19 protein-coding genes are annotated in these 24,636 nt (G+C 43.4%); 6 read left to right on the top strand and 13 right to left on the bottom strand.

What is annotated here, in order from left to right; translation table 11 throughout:
- Positions 1–80: 80 nt before the first annotated feature.
- The gene (locus tag C4S61_RS14310; RefSeq protein ID WP_103925498.1) at positions 81–1,226 is read right to left on the bottom strand and encodes an acyltransferase family protein; all 1,146 of its coding nucleotides are present in this window, start codon (positions 1,224–1,226) and stop codon (positions 81–83) included.
- 393 nt (positions 1,227–1,619) lie between these two features.
- Here C4S61_RS14310 and C4S61_RS14305 point away from each other — a divergent pair, with 393 nt between their 5' ends.
- Positions 1,620–3,002: a S8 family peptidase gene (locus C4S61_RS14305; RefSeq protein WP_103925497.1), complete on the top strand. Its 1,383-nt coding sequence runs from the start codon at positions 1,620–1,622 to the stop codon at positions 3,000–3,002.
- Between the two features lie 105 nt (positions 3,003–3,107).
- Positions 3,108–4,337 (top strand): S8 family peptidase, encoded by a 1,230-nt coding sequence (locus C4S61_RS14300; RefSeq protein ID WP_103925496.1) that lies wholly within the window; start codon positions 3,108–3,110, stop codon positions 4,335–4,337.
- Here C4S61_RS14300 and C4S61_RS14295 read toward each other — a convergent pair.
- Positions 4,312–6,522 (bottom strand): tetratricopeptide repeat protein, encoded by a 2,211-nt coding sequence (locus tag C4S61_RS14295; RefSeq protein ID WP_146064413.1) that lies wholly within the window; start codon positions 6,520–6,522, stop codon positions 4,312–4,314. The two genes, C4S61_RS14300 and C4S61_RS14295, sit on opposite strands and share 26 nt — an antisense overlap.
- A gap of 162 nt (positions 6,523–6,684) precedes the next feature.
- On the opposite strand from C4S61_RS14295, the gene C4S61_RS14290 reads away from it, so the two are divergent.
- Positions 6,685–9,210, top strand: a complete 2,526-nt coding sequence (locus C4S61_RS14290) for a family 20 glycosylhydrolase (RefSeq protein WP_103925494.1) — start codon at positions 6,685–6,687, stop codon at positions 9,208–9,210.
- Here the strand turns inward: C4S61_RS14290 and C4S61_RS14285 are convergent.
- From C4S61_RS14285 to C4S61_RS14270, 4 genes are all read right to left on the bottom strand, one after another.
- Positions 9,207–9,947, bottom strand: a complete 741-nt coding sequence (locus C4S61_RS14285; protein WP_103925493.1) for a sugar isomerase domain-containing protein — start codon at positions 9,945–9,947, stop codon at positions 9,207–9,209. The genes C4S61_RS14290 and C4S61_RS14285 overlap by 4 nt on opposite strands.
- A 137-nt stretch (positions 9,948–10,084) precedes the next feature.
- Positions 10,085–12,199: a c-type cytochrome domain-containing protein gene (locus tag C4S61_RS14280; protein ID WP_103925492.1), complete on the bottom strand. Its 2,115-nt coding sequence runs from the start codon at positions 12,197–12,199 to the stop codon at positions 10,085–10,087.
- 9 nt (positions 12,200–12,208) lie between these two features.
- Complete coding sequence (locus C4S61_RS14275; RefSeq protein WP_103925491.1) at positions 12,209–13,663, bottom strand: DUF1501 domain-containing protein; 1,455 nt, start codon at positions 13,661–13,663, stop codon at positions 12,209–12,211.
- Position 13,664: 1 nt separating this feature from the next.
- Positions 13,665–15,974: a PSD1 and planctomycete cytochrome C domain-containing protein gene (locus C4S61_RS14270; protein ID WP_103925490.1), complete on the bottom strand. Its 2,310-nt coding sequence runs from the start codon at positions 15,972–15,974 to the stop codon at positions 13,665–13,667.
- Between the two features lie 262 nt (positions 15,975–16,236).
- Between C4S61_RS14270 and C4S61_RS14265 the strand changes: the two genes are divergently transcribed.
- Positions 16,237–16,677 carry a hypothetical protein gene (locus C4S61_RS14265; protein ID WP_146064412.1) on the top strand — a complete coding sequence of 147 codons (441 nt, stop codon included), beginning with the start codon at positions 16,237–16,239 and terminating at the stop codon, positions 16,675–16,677.
- A gap of 45 nt (positions 16,678–16,722) precedes the next feature.
- Here the strand turns inward: C4S61_RS14265 and accC are convergent, their stop codons facing one another.
- The 7 genes from accC to pdxA all read right to left on the bottom strand — a co-directional run bounded on the left by accC (position 16,723) and on the right by pdxA (position 22,387).
- Positions 16,723–18,072 (bottom strand): acetyl-CoA carboxylase biotin carboxylase subunit, encoded by a 1,350-nt coding sequence (accC, locus tag C4S61_RS14260; protein WP_103925488.1) that lies wholly within the window; start codon positions 18,070–18,072, stop codon positions 16,723–16,725.
- A 26-nt stretch (positions 18,073–18,098) separates the two neighbouring features.
- The gene (accB, locus tag C4S61_RS14255) at positions 18,099–18,563 is read right to left on the bottom strand and encodes an acetyl-CoA carboxylase biotin carboxyl carrier protein (protein WP_103925487.1); all 465 of its coding nucleotides are present in this window, start codon (positions 18,561–18,563) and stop codon (positions 18,099–18,101) included.
- A 97-nt stretch (positions 18,564–18,660) separates the two neighbouring features.
- Complete coding sequence (gene efp / locus C4S61_RS14250; protein WP_103925486.1) at positions 18,661–19,224, bottom strand: elongation factor P; 564 nt, start codon at positions 19,222–19,224, stop codon at positions 18,661–18,663.
- A gap of 24 nt (positions 19,225–19,248) precedes the next feature.
- Entirely contained in the window at positions 19,249–20,250 is a 1,002-nt protein-coding gene (locus C4S61_RS14245) for a beta-ketoacyl-ACP synthase III (RefSeq protein ID WP_103925485.1), read from the bottom strand.
- 228 nt (positions 20,251–20,478) lie between these two features.
- Positions 20,479–20,670, bottom strand: coding sequence for a 50S ribosomal protein L32 (gene rpmF, locus C4S61_RS14240; RefSeq protein WP_103925484.1), 192 nt, complete (start codon positions 20,668–20,670; stop codon positions 20,479–20,481).
- Between the two features lie 18 nt (positions 20,671–20,688).
- Positions 20,689–21,255, bottom strand: a complete 567-nt coding sequence (locus tag C4S61_RS14235; protein ID WP_103925483.1) for a YceD family protein — start codon at positions 21,253–21,255, stop codon at positions 20,689–20,691.
- Positions 21,256–21,364: 109 nt separating this feature from the next.
- Complete coding sequence (gene pdxA / locus C4S61_RS14230; RefSeq protein WP_103925482.1) at positions 21,365–22,387, bottom strand: 4-hydroxythreonine-4-phosphate dehydrogenase PdxA; 1,023 nt, start codon at positions 22,385–22,387, stop codon at positions 21,365–21,367.
- Between the two features lie 105 nt (positions 22,388–22,492).
- On the opposite strand from pdxA, the gene rsmA reads away from it, so the two are divergent.
- On the top strand, positions 22,493–23,278 hold the full coding sequence (gene rsmA / locus C4S61_RS14225; protein ID WP_103925481.1) for a 16S rRNA (adenine(1518)-N(6)/adenine(1519)-N(6))-dimethyltransferase RsmA: 786 nt from the start codon (positions 22,493–22,495) through the stop codon (positions 23,276–23,278).
- Positions 23,265–24,632, top strand: coding sequence for a magnesium transporter (gene mgtE, locus C4S61_RS14220; protein ID WP_103925480.1), 1,368 nt, complete (start codon positions 23,265–23,267; stop codon positions 24,630–24,632). The genes rsmA and mgtE overlap by 14 nt, the downstream gene beginning before the upstream one ends.
- Positions 24,633–24,636: the final 4 nt, after the last annotated feature.

Genomic DNA, 24,636 nt, shown 5'->3' with positions numbered 1-24,636 from the left:
CATAAAATTACTTCTGACGTGAGATGCTCTTTGTGGTGGATATCTTCTATGACAAGAGCTAGATTTCCAATGGAGTATTTTTAGACCTTAATGTAGATTCTTCGTTTGTCCATCCAGAATCCGATTAGCCAAATCAACACCATATAACTGATGGCAAATAGGAAGGATGCATTTTTTGGACTTAACCAACTGGTGAAGAGGTTGGAATAGAGCTGCTCTTTTAGTGTGGTTTCTCCGATGGGAATCATGGAAAAAATTGAAATCACCACACCGGAAAGCACATATAAAATCAAGGGGTTTCGGCCGAAGGCTTGAAAGAAATAAGTCCAGCCGGTTTGTTTTTTGATTTCAACAATGAAAATCAAAGCTCCCAAAATCAACAAATCCCAACCGACTGTAAGTGTGACATAGGGGCTGGTCCAGATTTTTTTGTTAATGGGGAAAAACAGATCCCAAGCATAGCTGAGGGCGATGAGTAAAATCCCCGAAATTAAGAGTGTTTGAACAGAGGATAGGGTGTTTCCTTTTCGCTGGATCATTTTTCCAACCAGAAATCCAGCAATGACATTCACTATGGAGGTGAGGGTACTGAGGATTCCTTCGGGATCAAAAGGTATACCTTCTCCCATGTACATCCGGCTTTCACCGATAAGAATTCTGTCGAGTTTGATGGCTGCATTTCCGGTAAGGCTGTAAGGGTCGCCGGCATCCCCAAAGAAATACATCATCGGCCAATAAGCCAGCAATGCCACAGCACTGAAAATCCAACCCAATTTTTCACCACCCCAATACAGAATTAATGCAGCAAAGAAATAGCAGAGGGCAATTCGCTGTAAAACCCCTACCAATCGGACTTCAGTCAAATTAATGAATACTATGTCTCCAGCTTCATTATAATCGAAAAAAGGAAAGGCATTCAGTAGCCAACCGATTAAGAAAATCAGGAATGTTCGTTTGAATACCTTACGGTAAAACTGTGCTTTGGGAATCTCCTGAAGCCTTTTCATTGCAAAGCTCATGGCATTCCCAACTACAAAAAGGAAGGTAGGAAACACCAAGTCAGTCGGCGTGAATCCATGCCAATCAGCATGTGCAAGTGGGGCATAGAGCGCACTCCAACTGCCCGGAGTATTGACGATAATCATAAATGCAATCGTCATTCCCCTCAGCACGTCGAGGGCAAGGTAGCGATTGCTCAAAACTTTGGCTTGTGAATCAATGGTCATAGGTGGTTTTTTGGGGTGGAAAAGATGAAAATAAGATAAAAGTTTATTCGAAAAAAACAGAGGACAAAATTGATCGAAGGAGGATCGTGCTTTAAAAAATTGGGATATGCGCTATTCTGTCGGTGGGCGAATTTTCCAAAGGTCAGGGGCTGGAAGAAAAAAGACCGACGCGTGTCTTCAATTTAGAATTTGGTCTAATTTCCAAGTATGGGTTGGCTTACTGGCAAATATTCGGTTAATCACGATAAAAATGTAATTCTCACAGGTATAAATCCCTTTTTTAAGTAAAAAATCCTAAAAATAATTTTCATAAAAATTAAGTTCAAAAGTATTGTTTTGTTAACTTGGACTTTTCCAACCATGTGATTTTTAAACCATTAAATTTTTAAATAGATGAGAAATGTTTTGATTTGGGGAGTTTTTACTTTCCTGTTAGTTAGCTGTGCAAAATCAGAAAAGTCCAACAATGAGGAACCGCAAAAAGCAGCTACTACCGATGATCCTCTCAATTTATTAGGTATTGACTCTACGTTGTTGATAGAAGGGGAATATCTTTTTTACTTGAATGAGGAGGTTTATCCACCTATAATTTCTGAAAATGACTCTAACTCTTTTACCAAAACCATAAGTGAAAAAGAGCTTAATGATAAGAAAAACGCAATTTTGGCTGACATAGAAACAGATTTGAATCTGAAATTGAGTCAGGAAGATATTTTTGTTACCACTTTTTCAGGTTTTTTTGTTTCGGGTATTTCTAAGGAAATGGCCGATCAGATTTTGTCCGAAACTGAGAAGGTTTCAAAAGGGCAACAAAACTTTACTATCCAAAATATCAGAGCCAGGATGCAAGGTGATGGTCCTGTTTTGCAAACCATCAGAGCCAGAATGCAAGAGTGGCAGTATGATGAAGAGCTTCATACCAGTACAGGGGTAATGTTTGTAAATCCAAATTCTAATACGACTAACTCCAGTAGTAAAGTCTGGATTTTAGATACTGGAGTAGATAGCAATCACCAGGATTTAAACGTTATATCAGATCCATTTCTTTCAAAATCCTTTATACAATCTGAGCCTGACCCCCTTTATGATTTGGTCGGACATGGAACCCATGTCGCTGGAATTATTGGAGGTAGAGCACATAACAACTCCAATCCGCAATTATTGGGCATGAATGGAGTATCTCCTTGGGCTCCGATTGTGTCTTTGAAAGTGATCAATTGGAATGGAGAAGGTACTTGGGTGAATGTAAAAAAAGCGCTTACCCATGTTAGAAATAAAGGTACAAGTGGTGATGTTGTGACACTTAGTCTTGGAGACCTTCTTCCAGGCCAAAGTCCAAATCCTAATTGCAATTTTCACGGCGACTTGTTAAATGAAATTGTGGCACTGGCCAATATGAATATTTATGTGGTGATGGCTGCAGGTAATTCAAGTGTTTCCTCTACTAGATTTTATCCCGGTTGCTTTGAGTACCCGTCAAATGTATTTACGATAGCCGCTATGAAGGCTTCTTTTGACTTTGATTTAAGCCATGATTTTTTACCTCCGGTATTTTCCACTTTCTCCAATTTTGGAATACCTTCTATCGATTATGCAGCACCTGGAGAAGTTGTGTTTTCTACCTTTCCCGGAAATCGATATGCGGTATTATCGGGTACTTCTATGGCGACAGCAATGGTCGCGGGAATTATCCATTTAAAAGGAGGCCCACCTAGCGCAAATACAACAGTAACCGGCCCTCCAGGTAGCACTGATTATCCAATTGCCAACTATTAATAAGTTGTGTTTTTGTACACCAGCAAGGACAATTTCAGAAATGATTAAATCAAATAATCTTTTTCTATATCCAATCAAAAAATTCAAATTGAAACCAAAATATTTATGAAATATCTTTTACTGGCTGTTTGCCTTTTCATTATTTCCACATCCACTTTTTCACAGAGTAGGGCCTATGTAGTCCTGATGGATGATTCCTTTGAAAATCCCATAAGAAAAAGCCGGAATAATAATCAGAATCGAGGTGAGCAGGAAGTCCAAAACAAAAGTCAGCGGGATACTAAGCTTTCCAAAATAGATAATTTTTTAACTGCCAAAGGTATCATTACTTCCCAAAATAAACGATTTGTGGATGCTGGAGTAGGTTTCATTGCAAATCTTACTTCTGATCAGGTGAACAATTTGCAACAGGATCCCAATGTCAAAGGGGTGTTTGAGGATTTCACCATGCAAACCCGCGCCCGGATGCAAACTCGCGCCCGGATGCAAGGAGAGACTATGGAGTCAGACTTGCTTTACGATTATGCTACTAAGTCAAGCTGTGCGGTAAATCTGGTAGGCAGTTCGCAATCTGCGAGGAATCGTAGCACATCCATCTGGATTTTGGATTCGGGAATTGATGCCAATCATGTGGATTTGAATGTGAATCCCAGTCAAAGATTTTCCACTTCTTTTGTGGATGGAGATGCGGATCCATTTGTAGATTATGTAGGGCATGGAACGCATTGTGCCGGATTGGCCGCAGGAAACGGGCAGGGGAATCCCGGAGTAAATGGAGTCTCAGCCGGTGCAGACCTTATTTCAGTGAAAGTGTTGGACAGTCAGGGAGTTGGAACGTGGTCTAGTTTGATTTTGGCACTTGATCACGTAGAAAAATTTGGAGTTGCAGGAGATGTGGTTTTGATGAGTTTGGGAGGCTATGGGTTCGACAACTGCGCGAATTCCGATCCTGTTTTGGGTGAGGTTATCAGGGATTTGGGAGGCAAGGGGATTTTTATGGTAATGTCCGCTGGTAATGATCAGGGTCAGTCCTCTCTCAATCTACCGGGATGTATAGATGGTCCAAATATCTTTACTGTGAGTTCTTATGACTTTAATTGTGAAGGGTTTACCCAATTTACCACGACAGCAAATTTTGGGATTCCTTCAGTAGATTGGGTAGCACCCGGCGAAAATGTGTTTTCATCCTATCCCGGAAATAGGTACGCCACCATGTCCGGAACATCCATGTCGGCAGCTTTGGTCGCAGGTTTGATTCATTCGAGAGGGGGGGCGCCGGCGGACAGTAGAAGAGAATCCTATCAGGGAATTACTTATCCCTTTGCAGGGAGATAGAAGTTAATTTTTGATTAATTAGGTTAATGTCCTTTTGAATCAATGCCATTATTTTAATGTAACGACTGTCGTTTTTGAGTTTTTCAAAGGCTGGATTGAATTCTGTGAAAAAGTAGTCTCTCCAGCCTTTTTCATACGCGATCTGAAGGTATTTCATGGATTCAACTGATTGATCCTTGATAGCATAAGCAATTGCAATATCAAGAGGCATGTAGTAATCTTCGGCCCCCAAACTCATGGCTTCTATTTTGACTTGAATAATGGCATTCAAGATCGAATCAGCCAGCCTGAAATTGCCTTTCTGCTTCAACAAATAGGAATAGTTAACCGGTGTGCTGTAATACTTTTCAAAACCAGTCTGTATATTCCTTTTAATTGAAATATCCCAAACCTTAAGCGCTGAGTCGTATTCTCCGGCATAGAATAAAATTGAACCAGCTGCCTTGACATTAGATTCTAAACTGTCATGGATTGGGATATTTTCCAAAAGACTGAGAGCTTCCGGTTTTTTACCTTGTTCAATTAAAGAAATAGCTTTCAACTCATAGGTGATCGGATTTTTGCTAATCTCCAGGGACTTATCAAACGATTGTTGGGCCTCCTCATTTTTGCCTAAAATTTTGTAAATCCAGCCCATATTTTGATAAGGTAAGTAGGAGTTTGGGCCGAGATTGGAGGACTTTGTCTGAAGTTGCAGCGCTTCGAATAGATTTCCTTGAGTAAAGTCAATCGTCGCCAAATTTCCAATGGCATCACTCAAGTTGGGATAAAAAGAGATTGCGGTTTCCAGTGAGTTTTTTGCCTTCGATAATTGGCCAAGTTCATAATAGACCATCCCTCTGGCACTGTATCCTTCAGCTAATTTTGGTTCCAGTTCCAGGGCCTTGGAGCTCATCTCAAGACTTAAATCATTCCAGTTACCCTCCGGATAATCGAATCCTATCTGAGCGTATGTTTTTGCGAGCCAAGTGTATGCCATGGCATAGTTTGGATCTATTTCTATTGCCTTTTGAAGTAAGGAAGCCGCCTCTTCAAAAAGTTTTGGATTGCCGAATGCCTCATAATAAGTCCTTTTTGCCTTGAATAACAAGTCATACGCCTCGGCATCTGAAGTCTCTCCCTTGCCAATTTGGATGGATTCTTCAGCGGTCAATTTCACATTCAGTACTTTTGCAATTTCTCTTGCTATATCATTCTGTAGCTGTGTGAGATCTGTTCCGTTCCGGGTATATTCATCTGTCCAAATGTTTTTATTTTCTTTTGCGTCAACCAATTGCAATTTGAACCGGTAACCGGGATTCAGCTGTTCGATGGTGCCTTTTAATACTGTGATGACATCCAGCGCTTCAGCTATAGAATCAAGAGGTGAATTTGTCTTTCTAAAATCCGCCATTGTTCGGTAAGAAATTGTCTTGATTGAGCTGATTTTGGAAATCTGACCAATCAGGTTTTCAGTCAAACCATCCGCGAAATAATCTAACTCCGAATTTCCATTTAGATTTAAAAATGGTAAAACCGCCACAGATTTTTCCTTTTCCCAAACAGACTCTTTCCAAAAAAGTCCATAGATAAGCAGCGCTAAAAGGATTAAACCTCCGATTATTCCCACCCAAGACTTCCACGGACTACTTTCCTGATATTTAATGTTATTCAGGATTTCAGCACGCTTGGGTATTACAAGCGGAGGATTTGTTAAGGAATAAAGTTCCAGCGGATGAGAAACATTTTTGAGGTCAAAGGTTCCAAGTTTGACCGTTTTAAAGAATTCATCGTGTACAATTTCTTTGTAAACACGATCCGAAAAAATAATACTGGAAGGAACCCCTACGCTTTGGATCCTGGAGGCCACATTAACTGCATCTCCGAATACGTCTCCGTGGTCAAAAATGATTTCTCCTGACCGAAGTCCTATCCGAATCTTATACTTGGAGTTTTTTAGGACATTTTTTTGGATTTCAAGGCTGGCAGTCAATGCTTCCGGCACGGTCTCAAATACAGCCAATATCCCATCCCCGAGTTCTTTGATGATGGTACCATGATACTGGTCCAATATTCTTTTGTGAAGTTCAAGATTTAACTTCATCAGCTCAAAGGCTGCATTCTCGTCTTGGCCCATTAGGCGGGTATATCCGACGATATCTGAAAAGAAAACTACGGATGGTTTGCGGGTAAGCTCTGCCTGCATAAAAATGCTTTTCAAAAGCGGAATCAACTCAATAATCTGTTGTCAAGCTAGGTAATTTTGACAAGGATAAAAAAAGAAAGCTACAGTGATTGCACTTTTTGGTGCGAATAGTATATTTTTTTTATATCACTTATCTTCAAGTCCTAATTAATTGAAATACACATGCAAAAGTGGAAGCTACTTTTTGTGATCCTCTTGATCTTATCAACTTTTGCCAATTCCCCGGCTCAGGTGAGTGTCAGGTGGGAATTGCTTGAAAATCGATTTGAAAATCCGAAATTTCATCAGGCAAAACTTACTCTGAAGAATGAAAGTCCTGCTGAATTCCAATCAGGTTGGAAGCTGTATTTTAATTCTGTATTTCTTTCAGTCAATCCTGAAGTGAAATCCCCGGATTTCAAAATCAGACATTTACAGGGAGATTTTTTTGTGCTGGAAGGAAAAGATAAGACTCCACAATTCGAATCAGGGGCTGAGATTATCATCGAATATCGATCCAGAGGTCCTTTTCTCAAAAATTCCCATGCGCCGGAGGGGCTGATTTTTTTGAAATCCAATGGGGATCATTTTGAGATCAAAGACTATGAAGTTCTGGAGATCAGTGTGAATCAATTGGCTGAGATGGCTGAGAATACCCCACTTCCAATTCCCACTTTGGAGCGGATTTATAAGCAAAATGCCGGTTTGGACCTTCTTCCGCTCAATCAATTACCGCCCTATCTACCAAGTCCGAAATCCTGGAAATACACGGGGGAAACCTTGAAAATTAAAAATGCCGGATTGGCTGTGGTTGGTGATCCGGAATTTGTCCAAGCTTCCAAGGTTTTGCTTTTGGCCATTAAGGATGGCTACAGGCCCTCCGTAGATCGGACAGAAGCACCCATTCAAATACGGATAGTAAAAATCGGAGAGCTGCCAGAGGAAGGGTACAAGATCAAGATTGTCGACCGCCGGGTATTGATTTCGGCAAGTTCTCCAAAAGGTGCTCTTTATGGTGTTCAGTCTTTTTTGGCAATGATGCCTCCCACATTTTTGACTGAGCCTGGCGAGGAGTTTATCCTTCCGCAGGTAGAGATCACGGATGAACCTGCTTTTGGATACCGAGGGTTTTTCCTGGACGTGGCCCGTAATTTTCAGCCCAAATCCCAAATCCTAAAACTTTTGGACTTGATGGCGATGTACAAACTCAATGTCTTTCACTTCAACCTGGCTAACGATGAGGGTTGGAGATTGGAAATCCCGGGATTGCCTGAATTGACCGAGTTCGGGAGCAAAAGAGGGTTTTCAGAGGATGAATCGGAGTTTTTATGGCCGTATTATGCTTCAGGTGCTGATGCTGAGAATAGCATTGCAGGTTCTGGATTTTATTCACTTGCTGATTTTCAGGAGATTTTAGCTTTCGCAAAAGCCCGGAATATTGAGGTGATTCCGGAATTTGGCGTTCCCGCTCACTCCAGGGCGGCTATTTTGGCAATGGAAAAACGATACGAGAAGCTAATGAAGGCCGGTAATTCCACCGAGGCTCTCAGGTATCGACTTGCCGATCCTGATGACAAAAGCAGCTATCTGTCCGCTCAAAATTTCAAAGGAAATACTGTCTGTGTATGTCAGGAATCAACTTATTCATTTTATGAAAAGGTGGTCACTGAAGTCAAAACCATGTATCAATCAGCTGGTGTTGAATTGAAAAACTGGCACACCGGAGGCGATGAAGTGCCTGGAGGAGTCTGGACGGATTCACCTGGCTGCAGAAATTTTTTAGCTAAAAATCCTGAAATCAAATTTGCAGATCTGAATGATTATTTCCGAAGTCGAGCGGCTGAAATTCTGAAAAAAAATGGATTGGAAATGAGTGGTTGGGAAGAGATTGGACAGATTCATAAGGGGAATTCAGTGGCTCCCAACCCAAAGTTTGCAGATCAAAATTGGAAACTTTATGCCTGGAATGCCGTGGCAGGTTGGGGGGGAGAGGATATGGCCTACCGACTGGCAAATGCGGGTTATCCCGTCGTGATCTGTTCCAGTGCCAATTTCTACTTTGACCTTGCCTATGATTGGGACCCTAATGAGCGAGGTCATACTTGGAGTGGGGTCACGGACCTGTATCAGGCTTGGAAGACCGTCCCTGGCCAACTTTACCTCTCTCATGATCAGACCATCGAAGGCAAAGAATGGAGTTGGGAAGCTGCTCGCGAATCCTTCACCAAACTTACTCCCGAAGGAAAGAAAAATATCATCGGTGTTTCGGGTCAGCTTTGGACCGAAACAGTGAAAAGCTCAGAGATGCTGGAGTACTATCTTTTCCCAAAAATGTTGGGCTACATCGAGCGAGCCTGGGTAGGGGATCCTGCCTGGTCTGCGTCCGAATCTGAAGCGGACATGAAATCCAAAAGGCTTGAAGAATGGAATGTTTTTGCCAATCTGATCGGACAGAAGGAGATTCCCCGACTTGAACAACTCCTGGGTGGCTTTAATCAACGAATTCCAAAACCGGGTGTCTTGGTGAAGGACGGGTTGATCTATGCTAATGTTCAAACACCGGGATTGGTTATTAGATACACGCAGGATAGTACAGAACCTACCGAAACTTCACCGATATATTCCAGCCCACTTCCACATAGAGGAGGGCAAAAGCTTCGGGTCTTCACGCCTGCAGGAAATGCAGGACCCGTCGTCACATTAGACTAAAGGATTTTGACCTGAGGTTTGTATTTTGCTATCAAATCTTCATTAAAAGCTTCTCCGGAATCGGAATTTGAGCTGTTGAAAATTTCAGGTTTTATTCCCTTGGATAGTAAAATTGACGCTGCCTGAATCATAATCGCTTGAAGCAGTGCAGTGCCTACGACAGTTGAGGTAGCGCCCACTTTGGATTCCAGCCCATCGAGCTGGATGGAAGCGTCTCCTATTTCTCCGAAGTTGTCCAAATAAACATCACCGACTTGATAAAGCTTCAGACCTGAGGAATGTCGGGATATCACCGATCGGCTGTGTTTCAAATTTGTCAAAACAATTACTTTAGGTCCATTTTTTCTGGCAATCTGTGCCATTTCTATACTTACTGCATTTCTTCCTGAATTGGAGGCAATGATGAAGACATCGTTTTCTGTCATTTTATACTCCTTCAAAAGCTCCGCAGCATAGCCTTCCCTTCGTTCGACTTCGGTACTGCCGGAAGCATCCTTGTGCAGCATCAGCGCCGGATCCAGAATTGGGATGACTCTGGCAAATCCTCCCGCACGATAGAAAATCTCCTCTGCAAAAAGATGAGAATGTCCCGTCCCACTTGCATAGATCCAACCCTGTCGACTTAGCGAATCAGCGATTAGTTCGGCTGCACGACTAATTTCCTTTTTTTGTCCAAAAGCCTGCCGGAGCTTTTCCAGGATTCCATCCTTGTACTGTTTATAGGGTTCTTTACTCATGATTTTAAAGGAAGATTGGTAAATGAAATGCCCATGAGAAAAGGTTCTCACACAGGGGAATGATTATTCAGGGCATTCTCCCGATGAAAGATCGGGACAGGCTAGATGGCCGTTGAAAAAAATTATAATCATATGAATCAATTTATGATGATTTCATCTACAAACACCCATCCTTTGGCTCCTGCACCCGGATGCCAGGCGGGAAGTTTGGAAATCGGTTTGAGTCGGATTTTGAGTTTTTCAAAATCGGTGTCGGGAAGCTGGTAACTCAATACTCCAAATCGGACTTCCTCAAGTTTAGTAGCAGTCAGGCTGGGAGTTTCAGGCATTTTTTGCCATCCTGATTGATTCCCTGTCCATATTTCAACGCTTTCCGGAGGAAAAATGTAAGCACTTTCATTGAAAAGAAAGCTTAGGTCAAGGGTTTGGGCTTTGGAATCCGGTTCTAGAAATAGCTCAATTTCAAGAGGATTGTCGGTGAATCCCAACCAGTCTCCGGAGGTGTGGTTAGTTTTTCCTTTGATTCCGTCAAATAAAGAAGTTGCTCCTTTTGCCGAATAGCGGGTATGGGGTTCGAAAGCCAACTTATAGGATTTAGGGTTGATTCCTTTTTTGAAAAGTAAAGCATTTGCGGTCTGACTACCAATCCAATCCTTTGCAAATGCTTTGGTACGGATTTGAGCAGTTTTTTTGAGCCAAATAGGGTTTGAGTAAATGGGACTTGCCAAGCTGTCCGGTTCACTTCCATCCAACGTATATCGAATCTCGGCAGTACGAATCGGGTGGGAAAGGATCAACTCCATGGAATCCTGAAAGAGTACCGTTTCAAATTCGATTTTAGGAGGATTGAGCGCATAGATCACGCCTTTCCCATCAAATCCAAAATCGATCATCGTACCTGGCAGGGCTTTTTTGAGTTCTTCTTTTTCCGCTTCATTCAATCCCGAATTCCATAGAAATAGTCGCTGCACCTGCTTCAGTTTACCCAAGGCTCCTATCACTTCTGAATCGAATTGGTTTCCCGAAAGGGCGAGATTTCTTAAGTTTTGAAGCTTTTCCAGGCTGGATAACTGAGTTGGTGTAATGCCTGTAGTATTCAGTTGAAGTTCCTCCAGATTCGAAAAATCTCCGAGAATTCCCAAGTCCACATCAGCCAAAGGCATGCGATTGAGATTGATTTTGACCACTTGTTCCCGTACTTTCTTTAGCTCTTTGAGCGAAGATGGATCAAAAGTTGAACTCCCGTAATAGGCTACCTCCAAAGCCGGCGAACCGGGGAATACCGTGTTTACTTTTCGAAAGAAGTTGTTTAGATCCTTAATAGTTGATTCTGAGGCAGGATCAAACGAATAGGATTTTTGTGCGGTGAACTTGTTGGATGCAAGTTGAAAAAGTGGTTCTTCTGCTTTTAGCTCAGTTACTTTTTGGTCAAAAGAAGCCCCCGCAGCCACCCAAGCTTCCAGAATCTCTATTTCCTCGTCGGTCAGTTGTGTTTTGTTTTTGGGAGGCATGTGCTCTTTTTCCTCTTTTGGCAGGTTGATCCGCCGAATCAAAAGGGATTTTTCCAGATCCCCCGGAACTACAAAAGGCCCGTTTTTTCCGCCTTTCTGCAAACCTGCCAACTGATCCATCCGAAGTTCCCCTTTGACTTTGCCTTCCTTGTGACAGGCGATGCACTTGGCCTCCAAAATGGGCTGAACCAAATGCTGAAAAACCTCCGCCTCTTCCAAGGTGACTAAGTCAACTTCCTTGGACTGAATTGGTGCCAACAGAAAATCTTCCCCGTGAGTCAGATTTGCACCGAAATGACCGGTTAGGATGATTGCCAAGGCTAAGGTTCCGGTAGAAATTCGGACAAACTTGCCGGACTTTTCCCTGAAAAAGTAAATCAGAACCGAAAGTAAAAGGGAAGCCACGCCAAGCCACTGATGCCAAACCAGCGCGTCGCCTTCATACTCTTCACTTGCCAAAATCAATCCCGCCACAACGGTAATCCCTGTCAAATTCCCGCCAACCAGTAAAATCTGAGCTCCGGCTCTTTTTAACCTTTCATCTGAAACCCATAGTAAGCCGACCGCCATCAGCAACAGCACAATAGGAAAATGTAAAATCAATGGATGCGCTCGACCCAAGACCTGAAGTATCGGCGGAATTGACAGTCGGTCTCCTGCCAAACTCAGCACCAAGGCCAATCCCAGCCAGAAGAAAAGCAGGTTTTCAAGAATCGGAATAATCCGGGATACTTTGGGCATAAAAGGGAATTAAGCGATCAGGTCTTTTACTACTTTGCCATGCACATCGGTGAGGCGATACCTTCGACCGAGATGTTTATAGGTGAGTTTCTCGTGGTCAATTCCCATCAAGTGCATGACCGTGGCCTGGAAATCATGGACGTGAACGGGGTTTTCGGTGATGTTGTATCCAAAGTCGTCGGTCTCCCCGTAGACCATTCCGGACTTCACGCCGCCACCGGCCATGAAAATGGAAAATGCCCTCGGATGATGATCCCGGCCATAATTTTCAGGCTGAATCTTACCCTGACAATAGTTGGTTCGACCAAATTCTCCTCCCCAGATAATTAAAGTCTCGTCCAAAAGTCCCCGCTGTTTGAGATCAGTAATCAAACCGGCGGTGGCTTGATCCACATCTTTGGCCTGTCCGATCATCTGATTGGGCAGGTTGTCATGTGCATCCCAGCCCTGATGGTAAAGTTGGACGAACCGCACGCCGTTTTCAGAAAGCTTCCTTGCCAAAAGGCAATTGGCAGCATAGGTGCCGGGAACCAGACAGTCCGGGCCATAGAGTTTGATTATGCTGTCCGGTTCTTTGGAAGTATCGGTGATTTCAGGAACTGCCGTCTGCATTCGGTACGCCATTTCGTACTGTTGCACCTTAGCTGTAATCTGTGGATCATTGAATTCCTGAGAGTTCAGTTCATTCAGGGCAGCGATCTGATCGATCATTTTTCGACGCTGATCCCGGCTCATGCCGTCGGGATCGGAGAGGTAGAGCACCGGGTCCTCGGAGTTGGAAAACTGCACCCCCTGATGTGTTGCGTCCAGAAATCCATTACTCCAAAGTTTGGAATAGACGCCCTGACCATTGCCTTTTCCACGACTCAACAGCACGCAGAAAGCAGGAAGGTTGGCATTTTCACTTCCCAAGCCATAGCTTAGCCAAGAACCCATACTTGGTCGGTTGCCTACCTGAGCGCCCGTTTGGAAAAAAGTCAATGCAGGATCGTGATTGATCGCTTCGGTATGCATGGATTTGACGATCAAAAGATCATCCACTACGCTGGCGATATGGGGGAAAAGCGAGGAGATCCACGCCCGACTTTCTCCGTATTGATTAAATCCGAAATAAGAACCCACCAGGGGAAAGGAACTTTGCCCAGCGGTCATACCGGTCAAGCGCTGACCCATCCGTATGGATTCGGGTAATTCCTGTCCGAAGTTTTTGTTCAAAAGCGGTTTGTAATCAAAAGTTTCCAATTGAGAAGGGGCACCGTTTTGGAACAGGTAAATGATCCGCTTGGCCTTTGGGGCAAAATGAGGAAGCGCCCGCATCAAACCGTCTTCGGCCTCCTGCTTTCCTTTGAATAAATCCGGGATTAAAAGTGATCCCAAAGCCACACTTCCAATGCCCAAGCTTAGCCTCGAGAGAAACTTCCGTCTGTTTTGATTTAGTCCCTGCTCTAATATTTCTTTTTCCATCTCAACTTTTGGTTATTGTTTCTTCCAGATTATACAAGGTCATGATCACCTGCATCAGTGCAGCATTTTGAGGTGTGATCGCCTTTTCATTCATGGGGTATTCACCCACATCAAGGGCTTGTTTTGCTTTCTCAGGATTATTTTTGAATTCATCCAGTTGGCTTTCATAAAAGTCGATGAGGAGATCCTTTTCCTTTGATTTCATTTCCCGACAAACAATCCGCTTGAAAGCTTCTTCGATCGCCTTTTCTTCATCAAGAATACTTTCCGAAAGTTTGGTAGCCAAAACCCGTGCAGCTTCCAGCACCATCGGATCGTTCATCATAACTAGCGCCTGAAGTGGGGTATTGGTCCGGTTTCGGCCGATTTCGCATCGGTCTCGGTTACTGGAGTCGAAAATAATGGCTTTGGGAGGAGGTACGGTGAGCTTAATGAAATTGTAGATCCCTCTGCGATAGAGCTTATTGCCGGTATCCTGAATGTAGGTGGCTAATGTACCACGACCTGAAGTGGCCGCTTCCCAAAGTCCGGAAGGCTGATAGGGTTTGACACTCGGTCCGCCGATTTCTCCGTGGAGGAGTCCGCTACTGGCCAAAACCAGGTCCTGGATATGTTCAGCAGGCAGTCGCAGTCGGGGAGCTCGTGCCAGGTAAAGATTATCGGGATCGATTGTCAGGTGAACTTTTGATATCACGGCAGATTGGCGATAAGTAGCCGAAAGCATGATTTGCTTGATCAGTCGCTTGATGTCCCAGCCGTTTTCCATGAAATCAGCAGCCAGCCAATCCAGTAGTTCGGGATGGGTCGGTAGGTCTCCCTGCATTCCAAAGTCTCCGGCTGATTTGACGATTCCCTTTCCGAAAATTTCCTGCCAGATTAAGTTTACAAACACCCGGGAAGTGAGTGGATTATCGCTGCTGGTAGTCCATTGGGCCAGGCCTAGCCGATTTTTTTCCAGGTTTTCGGGAAATTCAAAAATTGATGCCGGAGTAGAGGCATCCACAGGGACGGTAGGTGCGTCATAAAGTCCCCGATCAAGAATATAGGTCGTGCGTTTTTCTTCGTTTTCGCCCATCACAGATACCATCAACTTGGTCGTGTCCGGATGGTTGATGAAGTGCAGGATACCGTCTAAGTCGTCTCGTTCGATCCAGAGAATGGGCGTTTTTGCAGGCTTGGTTTGGCTGATGTCGCCTTCAAATCCTTTTTCCTTGGAGTTGTTGAAAAAGGCAAATAGCTCGTAGTATTCTTTTTGGGAAAAAGGGTCGTATTTATGATCATGGCATTGCGCACACTCCATGGTAATGCCCAAAATCCCCTTGCTGAAGGTGTTGGTTTTGTCCAGGACGTATTCGATGCGATACTCTTCCTCGATGATACCACCCTCTTCGGTGTATTTGTGGTTTCGGTTGAAAGCCGTAGCTAAAATCTGTTCCTTGGTGGCATTTGGAAGGAGGTCTCCGGCAAGTTGCCAAGTGAGAAATTGATCGTAAGGAAGATTTTGGTTAAATGCATGGATTACCCAATCGCGGTAGGGCCATTGGGATCTGAATTCATCGTCCTGATAGCCGTAGCTGTCTGCGTAGCGGGAAATATCCAGCCAAAGAACGGCTAATTTTTCTCCAAAAGCGGGTTGATGAAGCAATTCATCCAGCAGCTTCTCATAGGTATTCTCTCCTGAAAAATCTGCGTATTTATCCAAAATAGCAGGAGAAGGGGGGAGGCCGGTCAAATCCAAACTTGCCCGCTTGATGAGTTCGTGGGGTTTGGCTTCGGGATTGGGTTCCAATTTTTTGGTCTGCATTTTTCGGAAGGTAAATGCATCGATTTCATTGTTTCCCCAATCGACTTTAGGGACTTCCGGTTTTTTTACTTTCAAAAATGCCCAGTGCGGCTCGTATTTGGCACCTTGTTCGATCCAACGCTTAATCAACGTGATCTCTTCTTCACTGAGCGAAAGATTGGACTCCGGCGGAGGCATCATTTCACCGGGATCGGTAGAAGTGATGCGGTGGAAAACTTCGGATTTTTCAAGATTGCCGGATACCAAAGCAAATTTTCCCGGACTTTCTTTCAATGCGGCATAGGCTCCCGCTTCGGTATCCAAGCGTAAGTCTGCCTCACGTTTATTGGCATCCGGGCCATGACAGGTAAAACACTTGTCGGAAAGGATGGGTCGGATGTGGAAGTTGTAGCTGATCTGATCCGAATCATCCAAATCAATAGAAGCCTCTTCTTTTCCATTACAATTCCAAAAAAGAATGGTCAAGAAAAGTCCAGCCACAAAACCTGAAAATTTGAAATAAGTCATTTTACAAATGGGGATTGGAAATCTTAAGTTATGGAAAAAATTTAAAAAAGGTATCCTGCCTTTGTGTTAAAAAAAGAAAAACTTACCAAGTTGAAATTTACGCCTAATAATCCCCAAAGCTCAATTAATTTTGATTATCAGGAGATTGAATGAGTAATTTTTGCAAAAGAATTAAGACTGAAAACGCAATAGTTCCCAATTTTATCCTTCTAGGTATTAGCTGATCAAGATGCAGGGCAGTACCTAGATTCGAAAAAATTAGATGATGGAGAAGCTGAAAATTGTCGTTCCAGGCCTTTTGGTCCTACTCTTTTTGCTGAGTTGCTGCAAAGTATATCTTGATGTCGAAAAACTCAAATCCAAAGTTTCAAAAAAAATAAGAGCTAGGGATTTTGATGTTAGTTCGTTAAATAAACTTGTAGTAGGTAATCGATTAATATTGAGAACGATTGATGGGAAAAAGTATCTTTTATTCTATGAAGGTGTCAATGAGGGGAAATTGATTGGAAAATCTATAAACCATGTTCTGAGGCAAGCTGAGAACATCAAAAATATTGAATTATCTGTTTCTGATATAGAAAAATTATGGGTGCAAAGAGTGAGTGCGGCCGCTACTGTACCGATTGTTTTAGTCTGTTCATTGGGATTGGCTATGGGGATTTTGATAATAAGTCTTGCCTTAAATCCCATCTCATTAAATTAAAAAAGCCACTCTTTCGAATGGCTTTTGATTTTTTGACTTTTGCTCTTAATATCTAACCACGGAGAAATCAAAGGTTTCGAGAAACTTCGTGGTGAAATTTCCAGCCTTAAATTGCTCGTCTTCCAACAAGGCAATGTGAAAAGGTATCGTGGTTTTGATCCCGTCAATTACGAACTCTTCCAAGGCGCGCTTCATCCGGACAATCACTTCCTCTCGGGATTGACCGCTGACGATAAGCTTTGCAATCATGGAATCGTAGTTTGGTGGAATAACATATCCTGCATACACGTGCGAATCTACTCTCACACCTCTACCTCCCGGGATGTGTAGGTTCAGAATTTTCCCCGGGCTTGGTCTGAAATTGTGTGCGACATCTTCGGCATTGATTCTACACTCCATCGCAAACAGCTTGGGATAGTAGTTTCTTCCTGAGATTGTATCTCCAGCTGCTACTTTAATTTGTTCCTTGATCAGGTCAAAGTCAGTGACTTCTTCGGTGATCGGATGCTCCACCTGAATACGGGTGTTCATCTCCATGAAATAGAAGTTGCGGTCTTTGTCGACCAAGAATTCGATTGTACCTGCTCCTTCGTAGCTAATGGCCTCAGCACCTTTAATGGCAGCTTTCCCCATTGCCTCACGAAGTTCATCCGTGATAAACGGAGAAGGGGTTTCTTCCACTAGTTTTTGGTGCCTTCGCTGGATAGAGCAATCGCGCTCGGATAGGTGGCAAGCTTTACCGGTTTTGTCACCGATGATTTGGATTTCGATGTGTCGAGGTTCTTCTACATATTTTTCCAAATAGAGGCCATCGTTACCAAAGGCCGCACCTGATTCCATTTTAGCATCATCCCAAGCTTTTTTGAAGTCTTTGTCTTCTCGGACGATACGCATACCTTTTCCTCCACCACCTGCGGTGGCTTTGAGGATAATCGGGTACCCCATTTCATTGGCCAGTTTCAGACCTTGTTCGACGGTATCGATCAGTCCTTCTGACCCAGGGATGGTCGGAATACCGGCAGCTTTCATGGTAGCTTTGGCAGTAGCTTTATCTCCCATTTTGGCAATCATATCCGGAGAAGCGCCGATGAATTTGATGCCGTACTCTTCACAAATCCTTGAAAACTCCGCGTTTTCGGAAAGGAAGCCATACCCCGGGTGAATCGCATCTGCATTGGTGATTTCAGCCGCAGCTATGATTCTTGGGATATTCAGGTAAGATTCTCTGCTAGGTGCAGGTCCGATGCATACCGCTTCGTCCGCAAAGCGAACATGCAAGCTGTCCTTGTCTGCAGTGGAATATACGGCCACCGTATTGATCCCCATCTCTTTACAGGTACGGATGATTCGGAGCGCGATCTCTCCACGATTTGCTATTAATATCTTTTTAAACACAGTCTTATTGAGATTAAGTGAAAAAATCAACCGGCCGGATCTACTAAGAACAAAGGCTGATCGTATTCTACAGGGCTGGCGTTGGAAACGAGAATTTTCACAATTTTGCCTGAAACCTCAGATTCAATTTCATTGAATAATTTCATCGCTTCAATGATACAAACGGTCTGTCCGGCTTTTATGGTAGCTCCTTCCGTGGCAAAAGGATCCGATTCAGGGTTGGGCGAAAGGTAGAATGTACCAATCATCGGAGATTTGATTTCGATCAGATTGGATGGAGCAGCGGCAGGTGCTGGTGCAGGAGTAGCGACCGGAGCAGGTGCAGCGGCTACCGGATTTGGTGCCGGAGCTGCAGCGGGTGCCTGGACAAACTGGGCAGATTCCGCATATTTTTTTATGGAAAGTTCGAATTCCTCTGTTTTGATTTTGACCTCTGCCAGGCCGGAATTGGAGATGTAATCGATCAATTCCTGGATCTCTTTAGCTTTCATAGAGTTTTAGTTAGATTAAATGTCATAAGACACTTTTTTGTGGGTTTAAAAACAATAAACCTGTGTAATTTAAGGAAATCACACAGCCAAAAACAAGTTATTTTACTCTTTCCGAATAGGACCCATCCCGGGTGTCGACCCTGATCATGATATCCTGCTCCACAAAAAGAGGAACCATAACAGTGGCACCGGTTTCGAGAATTGCGGGTTTTAGCGCATTGGTTGCAGTGTCACCTTTCACACCCGGCTCGGTATAAGTTATCATCAATTCAACGAACGGAGGCAACTCAACAGAAAGTGGAGTTTCCGTTTCATCATGGATGAGTATGTCTACGATTTGTCCATCTTTCAGCAGCTTCGGTCGTTCGATCAGTCGTTCTTCCAATGAAATCTGCTCGAAAGTTTCGATGTTCATGAAGTTGTAACCCATGTCATCTGCATAGAGGAATTGAAACGGGCGTTTTTCTACCCTGGCGGTGGTTACTTTCTCGCCGGCGTTGAAAGTTTTATCCAAAGTCTTGCCGGAGCGGAGACTTTTTAATTTTGTTCGGACGAAGGCTGCTCCTTTTCCTGGTTTTACGTGCTGGAATTCGACGATAGAATAGATGTCATTGTTCATTTCCAGACAAAGGCCATTCTTAAAATCTGCAGTACTTGCCATAATTTATTTGTTGAATTTTTTGGTTTATTTTTTAGGATCATAGGCCCACTTCAAATAAATGGCACCCCAGGTAAAACCTCCTCCAAAAGCTGCCAAGATGAGGTTATCCCCTTTGTTTAATTGGCTTTCATACTCCCAAAGGCAAAGCGGAATAGTTGCTGCGGTAGTATTTCCATAGCGTTCGATGTTCATCATGACTTTTTCGGATCCGATACCCATACGGTTGGCTGTTGCGTCGATGATTCGCTTATTTGCTTGGTGGGGAACCAACCAAGCTACATCTTCACCTTTCAGGCCATTTCGTTCCATTACCTCAGCACTGACATCTGCCATGTTGGTAACTGCAAATTTAAAGACTGAGGCACCTTCCTGATACGCGAAATGCTCGCGGGCAGCCACAGTTTCCAGAGTGGCAGGACGTCTGCTTCCACCTGCTTTCATATGAAGGTAGGGTTCGCCTGATCCATCTGATTTAAGAATTGCATCCATGATTCCTTCTTCCTCGGTCGTTGCCTCCAACAGGACTGCACCGGCACCGTCCCCAAAAAGAATGCAAGTAGTCCGATCCTGATAATCTACGATCGAAGACATTTTATCGGCACCTACCACGATTACTTTTTTATGAGTGCCTGACTGGATAAACTGAGCTCCTACCTGAAGGGCGTATAAAAATCCAGAGCAAGCGGCCGCTACATCGAAACTGAAGCTTTTTTTGGCTCCAACCTTATCAGCGATAATGTTTGCTGTAGCCGGGAAGGGAAGATCAGGCGTCACGGTCGCGCAAACGATCATTTCGATTTCAAGCGGATCGGTGTTTGTTTTTTCAAGCAGTCTCTTGACAGCTTCTACAGCCATGACAGAGGTTCCCTGATTTTCGCCCTTAAGGATTCTTCTCTCCTTAATTCCGGTGCGCGAGGTGATCCATTCATCATTGGTCTCCACGAGCTTTTCAAGTTCTGCATTGGTCAATCGGTATTCCGGAACATATCCTTGGATCCCGGTGACTTTGGCTCTGATTTTATCCATTCTTGTAAGTTTGAAAGAGGTGTTTAACTAGATAAAAACCTCAAGCTGGGTTGTAGTTTTTCCAGGGGGAATCCAGAGAAAGGTCAAAAATAGCATAATGACCCTTGTCCACCAAAACCTCCGAGTACCGAGCTATTCAAGTTGCTGCAATTCAGTAGTTTTGAGTTTTATACAAAAAAAATCCACTCCTTTTTTGGAATGGATTTTCATTTTTTTTCGTGGCTGAAATTATGCTCTTACTTCTTTCTCGATGATTACTTGTCCTTTGTAGTACAATTTGCCATCAAGCCAAAATGCTCTGTGTGGTAGGTGCATTTCACCTGTAGTTTGACATTTTGCCATTCCGGGAGCTTCCAGTTTATAATGAGTTCTTCTTTTATCTCTTCTGGTTTTGGAAATTTTTCGTTTAGGATGTGCCATTTTATGTGTGGTTTATGATTATTCTTTCTTTTTCAGTTTCATTAATTGTTCCCATCGTGGATCGATGGGCTTGATTTCTTCTCCGCTCTCAGGACTTTCTTCCTCTGGGCCTAATTCATCGTCGATGTAGACATAGCCGCCCGCTACTTCCAATTCTTCATCATCCAATTCATTTCGGTGGTCCGGATGAATTTTTTTGAGTGGAAGTGCAAGTAAGATAAACTCATAGATCAGTTGTGCTACATTGATTACCGGAGTATCTCTGGTGATCATGAAGACCTCCTCATCTATTTCCTTTTCTTCAGAACCAAATTTATAGATCATCTTTTCGGAAAAATCCAAGGGATAATCGAATATTTCTAAGCTACGGTCGCAGGTTAATTGAACACTTCCCTTGATATGGAAACCGACTTCAATCAAATTTGCACCTTTATCCAAAATGACCCGTACAGCCAAGTTGCCTTTTTCGACGATCTCATTGTCTTCGAAATTTTGGAAAAATGAATTGCCAATTTCGAAATCAATCTCGTGTATTCCTTCTTTGAACTTAATTACTTCAATATCAAAGGTTTTCCAGAATTTCACGATTTGTCCTCCCGATTTAAGTCCGCAAATGTAGGTATTATTTTAAAATAGCTAAAACAGAACCTGAAATTATATTTGGTTACTACCAATTTTTCTTTGTAAAAGCAGGTTAACCCGCTGCTTCCTCTCCTTCATGCAACTGGAAAATATCTGAAGCAAGCAGTAAGGCCGCCCGCATAGAGCCTTCATCCGCCAGATTTTTACCGGCAATATTATACGCTGTGCCATGGTCCGGCGAAGTGCGGATTACAGGTAATCCTGCCGTGAAATTGACCCCTGAACTGAATGCGATTGACTTGAATGGGATCAGTCCCTGATCGTGGTACATGGCAAGTACTCCGTCAAACTTTTGTTGATGCATCATTCCAAAAAAGCCGTCTGCTGGATAAGGTCCAAAAATGTATTTGTTTTGATCCTTAAGTTCTTTGATTGCAGGTTTGATGATTTTTTCCTCCTCTTCACCCAATAGACCATCCTCACCGGCATGAGGATTTAATCCAAGTACAGCAATTTTTGGTTTGTTTATCCCAAAATCCTCTTCCAAACTCTTAAGAAAAATAGTGGATTTTTTAATGATTTTATCCTTGGTGATGCTCTCAGGCACCTTGGCAAGCGGAAGGTGTCCTGTAACCATGGCCACTCGGAATTGATCGTCTACCATCATCATCAAGCTATCTTTGGCACCAACTGACTCTGTGATAAACTCAGTATGTCCTATAAAATGAAAATCTTCAGAATTGATGTTACTTTTATTTAAAGGGGCGGTGACTAAAGCCTGGATTTTTCCATCTCTCAAGTCAGCAACAGCAGCCTTGAGAGCCTCCAATGCCATTTTCGAAGCCTCAATGGTTTCTATTCCCGGGATCACCTCAGGAGATTCTTCCATGACGTTGATCACGTTTACTTTTCGATGCTGGATTTCATCCAAGGTACGAATCTGGGTAAAATTGAAATCCTCCAAACTCATCAGCTTTCGGTAGAAAGTAATCACTTTCCCATGGCCATAGATCACCGGAGTGAAAGACTGGTAAACCCGATTGTCGGACAATGCCTTCAATGTGACTTCAACTCCGATACCATTGATGTCTCCGATGCTGATACCTATGATGGGTTTTTGTTTTCTGACGTTCATTTTATAGTCTGATGGATGAGTAGACGGGGACAAATTTCCCGAACCTTTAGGAATATTCCCTTATTTTTAGGCCTGCAAGTTATAAAAATTTATCTCAGCCTAAGGATGGAAAAAGTCAAACCTAAAAAGCATCTTGGACAGCATTTTCTGACTGACTTGAGCATCGCTGAGCGTATAGCAAAGGCAGTCAGGGGCCATGATGGAGTAAATAAAGTCCTTGAAATCGGTCCCGGCATGGGAGTATTGACTGATTATCTTCTGAAAAATCCCCAGGAACTTTACCTCATCGAGATTGACAGAGAAAGTATCGCTTACTTGCATAAGAAGTACCCGGAGTTGGGAGATCGAATCATCGAGGGAGATTATCTGAAGTATGATGCGTCACGTGTTCTGCCGGAAAAATATTCCATAGCAGGTAATTTTCCCTACAATATTTCTTCCCAGATTTTCTTCAAAGTACTCGAAGAGAAAGATCGCGTCACTGAAGTGGTCTGTATGCTGCAAAAAGAAGTGGCGATGCGGATTGCTTCGCCCAAAGGGAACAAGGACTATGGGATTTTGTCTGTGCTTTTGCAGGCGTGGTATGACATCGAGTACCTGTTCACTGTGCCTCCTACGGTATTTGATCCTCCTCCAAAGGTGAATTCTGGAGTGATTCGCTTAACCAGAAACTCGGTGGAAAAACTGGATTGCGATGAAATGCTTTTCTTTAAAGTGGTCAAGGGAGGCTTCAGTACGCGAAGAAAAACACTTCGAAACGCGCTGAAATCATTTGAGCTGACAGAAGAGTTTAAAACTCATCCCATCTTGGATAAGCGTGCGGAGCAGTTGGATGTGGCTGATTTTGTGTTTTTGACTCAACAAATCAAAGAAGGACGTGGAGGCAATTAAGCAGTTTGAATTATCCAAGGAATACCTGGAAAGTCTCCGGTTGGGGATTGAGCAAGAGGATGTTGATTTCATTAGAGAGTCACTAGAAGGCGTAAACGTCGCCGATATTGCAGCGATTCTTGACGAATTGAGCATGCAGGAGTCAGTGTATGTGCTCCGCCTGCTCGAAAAGCAACTTGCGGCTGATATTCTGATTGAGTTGGATGAGGTCACGCTTTTCAAAGTTTTGAAAGAGTTTGAAAACGTGGAAATCGCTGCCTGGATTGAGCTCATGGACTCTGATGACGGTGCGGATATTCTAAATCTTCTGTCTGAAAAGGATCGGGAAGCAGTTATTTCGGAATTTCATGATAGGGTCAAATCAGAGCAAATACTCGAACTCCTTCGCTATGAGGAAGATACCGCAGGTGGTATCATGGCCAAGGAATTTATCCGTGCCAATAAAAACTGGAATATCGTTCAGACGATCAATGAGATCCGCCGACAGGCCGAAAACGTGGAAAAAATTTACTCCATCTATGTTGTCGACAACAGGCAGCATTTATTGGGGCGAGTTTCGCTCAAAAAAATTATCCTGGCAGGATCAGACACGAAAATCGAAGACATCTACGATGAAGATGTGATTTCGGTTCCGGTTCATATGGATCAGGAGGAAGTGGCCTCTGTGATGAGAAAGTATGACTTGGAATCGGTACCGGTAATCAATGCAAAAAACAAGCTCGTAGGTCGGATCACTGTCGATGATATTCTGGACGTCGTACAGGAAGAGGCAGATGAGGATATTCAGGCAATGTCGGGTATCTCGGATCAGGTCGATGAATACGATAGCGTCTATAAACTCACCAAAGCAAGACTCCCCTGGTTGATGATTGGCATTATCGGAGGGCTTTTTGGTGCAGGGTTTATCGGCTTTTTTGAGGAGGGATTGGCAAAAGTTACCGCTTTGGCATTCTTTATTCCACTGATTACAGCGACAGGTGGAAACGTTGGAATTCAGTCCTCTACGCTGGTAGTGCAGTCTTTGGCTAATAAATCCGCATTTGATGACAGCCTTTCCCGGCGATTTGTGAAAGGACTATTGGTCGCTGTGATCAACGGCTTGGTGTTGGCTTCCTTTGTATTTGGCATGGTGGTATTGTTCTATGGAAATGAGGTCAAGTTTGCCATGGTGGTATCGATCGCCCTCTTTTCGGTTGTAGTTCTAGCTTCCTTTATGGGAACATTCACCCCATTGGTCTTGGACCGATTTGGGATTAATCCCGCCTTGGCCTCAGGCCCCTTTATTACCACAGCCAACGATTTAATTGGTTTAGCAGTCTATTTTTTGGTCGCAATGTCTTTGCTGAATTTATAAGAAA

This window comes from Algoriphagus boritolerans DSM 17298 = JCM 18970 (genome assembly GCF_900108085.1).
Taxonomy (GTDB): domain Bacteria; phylum Bacteroidota; class Bacteroidia; order Cytophagales; family Cyclobacteriaceae; genus Algoriphagus; species Algoriphagus boritolerans.
Note: the sequence above shows the minus strand (reverse complement) of the source record. Positions and strands in the feature narration are given on the sequence as shown.

Bases quoted from the DNA above. Each gene is read 5' to 3' on its own strand.
- C4S61_RS14300 (WP_103925496.1), top strand. From the start codon at position 3,108: ATGAAATATCTTTTACTGGCTGTTTGCCTTTTCATTATTTCCACATCC.
- rsmA (WP_103925481.1), top strand. From the start codon at position 22,493: ATGGAAAAAGTCAAACCTAAAAAGCATCTTGGACAGCATTTTCTGACT.
- pdxA (WP_103925482.1), bottom strand. From the start codon at position 22,387: ATGAACGTCAGAAAACAAAAACCCATCATAGGTATCAGCATCGGAGAC.
- accB (WP_103925487.1), bottom strand. From the start codon at position 18,563: ATGAAAGCTAAAGAGATCCAGGAATTGATCGATTACATCTCCAATTCC.
- efp (WP_103925486.1), bottom strand. From the start codon at position 19,224: ATGGCAAGTACTGCAGATTTTAAGAATGGCCTTTGTCTGGAAATGAAC.
- C4S61_RS14280 (WP_103925492.1), bottom strand. From the start codon at position 12,199: ATGCCCAAAGTATCCCGGATTATTCCGATTCTTGAAAACCTGCTTTTC.
- C4S61_RS14245 (WP_103925485.1), bottom strand. From the start codon at position 20,250: ATGGATAAAATCAGAGCCAAAGTCACCGGGATCCAAGGATATGTTCCG.
- C4S61_RS14295 (WP_146064413.1), bottom strand. From the start codon at position 6,522: ATGCAGGCAGAGCTTACCCGCAAACCATCCGTAGTTTTCTTTTCAGAT.
- C4S61_RS14285 (WP_103925493.1), bottom strand. From the start codon at position 9,947: ATGAGTAAAGAACCCTATAAACAGTACAAGGATGGAATCCTGGAAAAG.
- C4S61_RS14305 (WP_103925497.1), top strand. From the start codon at position 1,620: ATGAGAAATGTTTTGATTTGGGGAGTTTTTACTTTCCTGTTAGTTAGC.
- C4S61_RS14270 (WP_103925490.1), bottom strand. From the start codon at position 15,974: ATGACTTATTTCAAATTTTCAGGTTTTGTGGCTGGACTTTTCTTGACC.
- C4S61_RS14290 (WP_103925494.1), top strand. From the start codon at position 6,685: ATGCAAAAGTGGAAGCTACTTTTTGTGATCCTCTTGATCTTATCAACT.
- C4S61_RS14310 (WP_103925498.1), bottom strand. From the start codon at position 1,226: ATGACCATTGATTCACAAGCCAAAGTTTTGAGCAATCGCTACCTTGCC.
- C4S61_RS14275 (WP_103925491.1), bottom strand. From the start codon at position 13,663: ATGGAAAAAGAAATATTAGAGCAGGGACTAAATCAAAACAGACGGAAG.
- C4S61_RS14265 (WP_146064412.1), top strand. From the start codon at position 16,237: ATGATGGAGAAGCTGAAAATTGTCGTTCCAGGCCTTTTGGTCCTACTC.
- rpmF (WP_103925484.1), bottom strand. From the start codon at position 20,670: ATGGCACATCCTAAACGAAAAATTTCCAAAACCAGAAGAGATAAAAGA.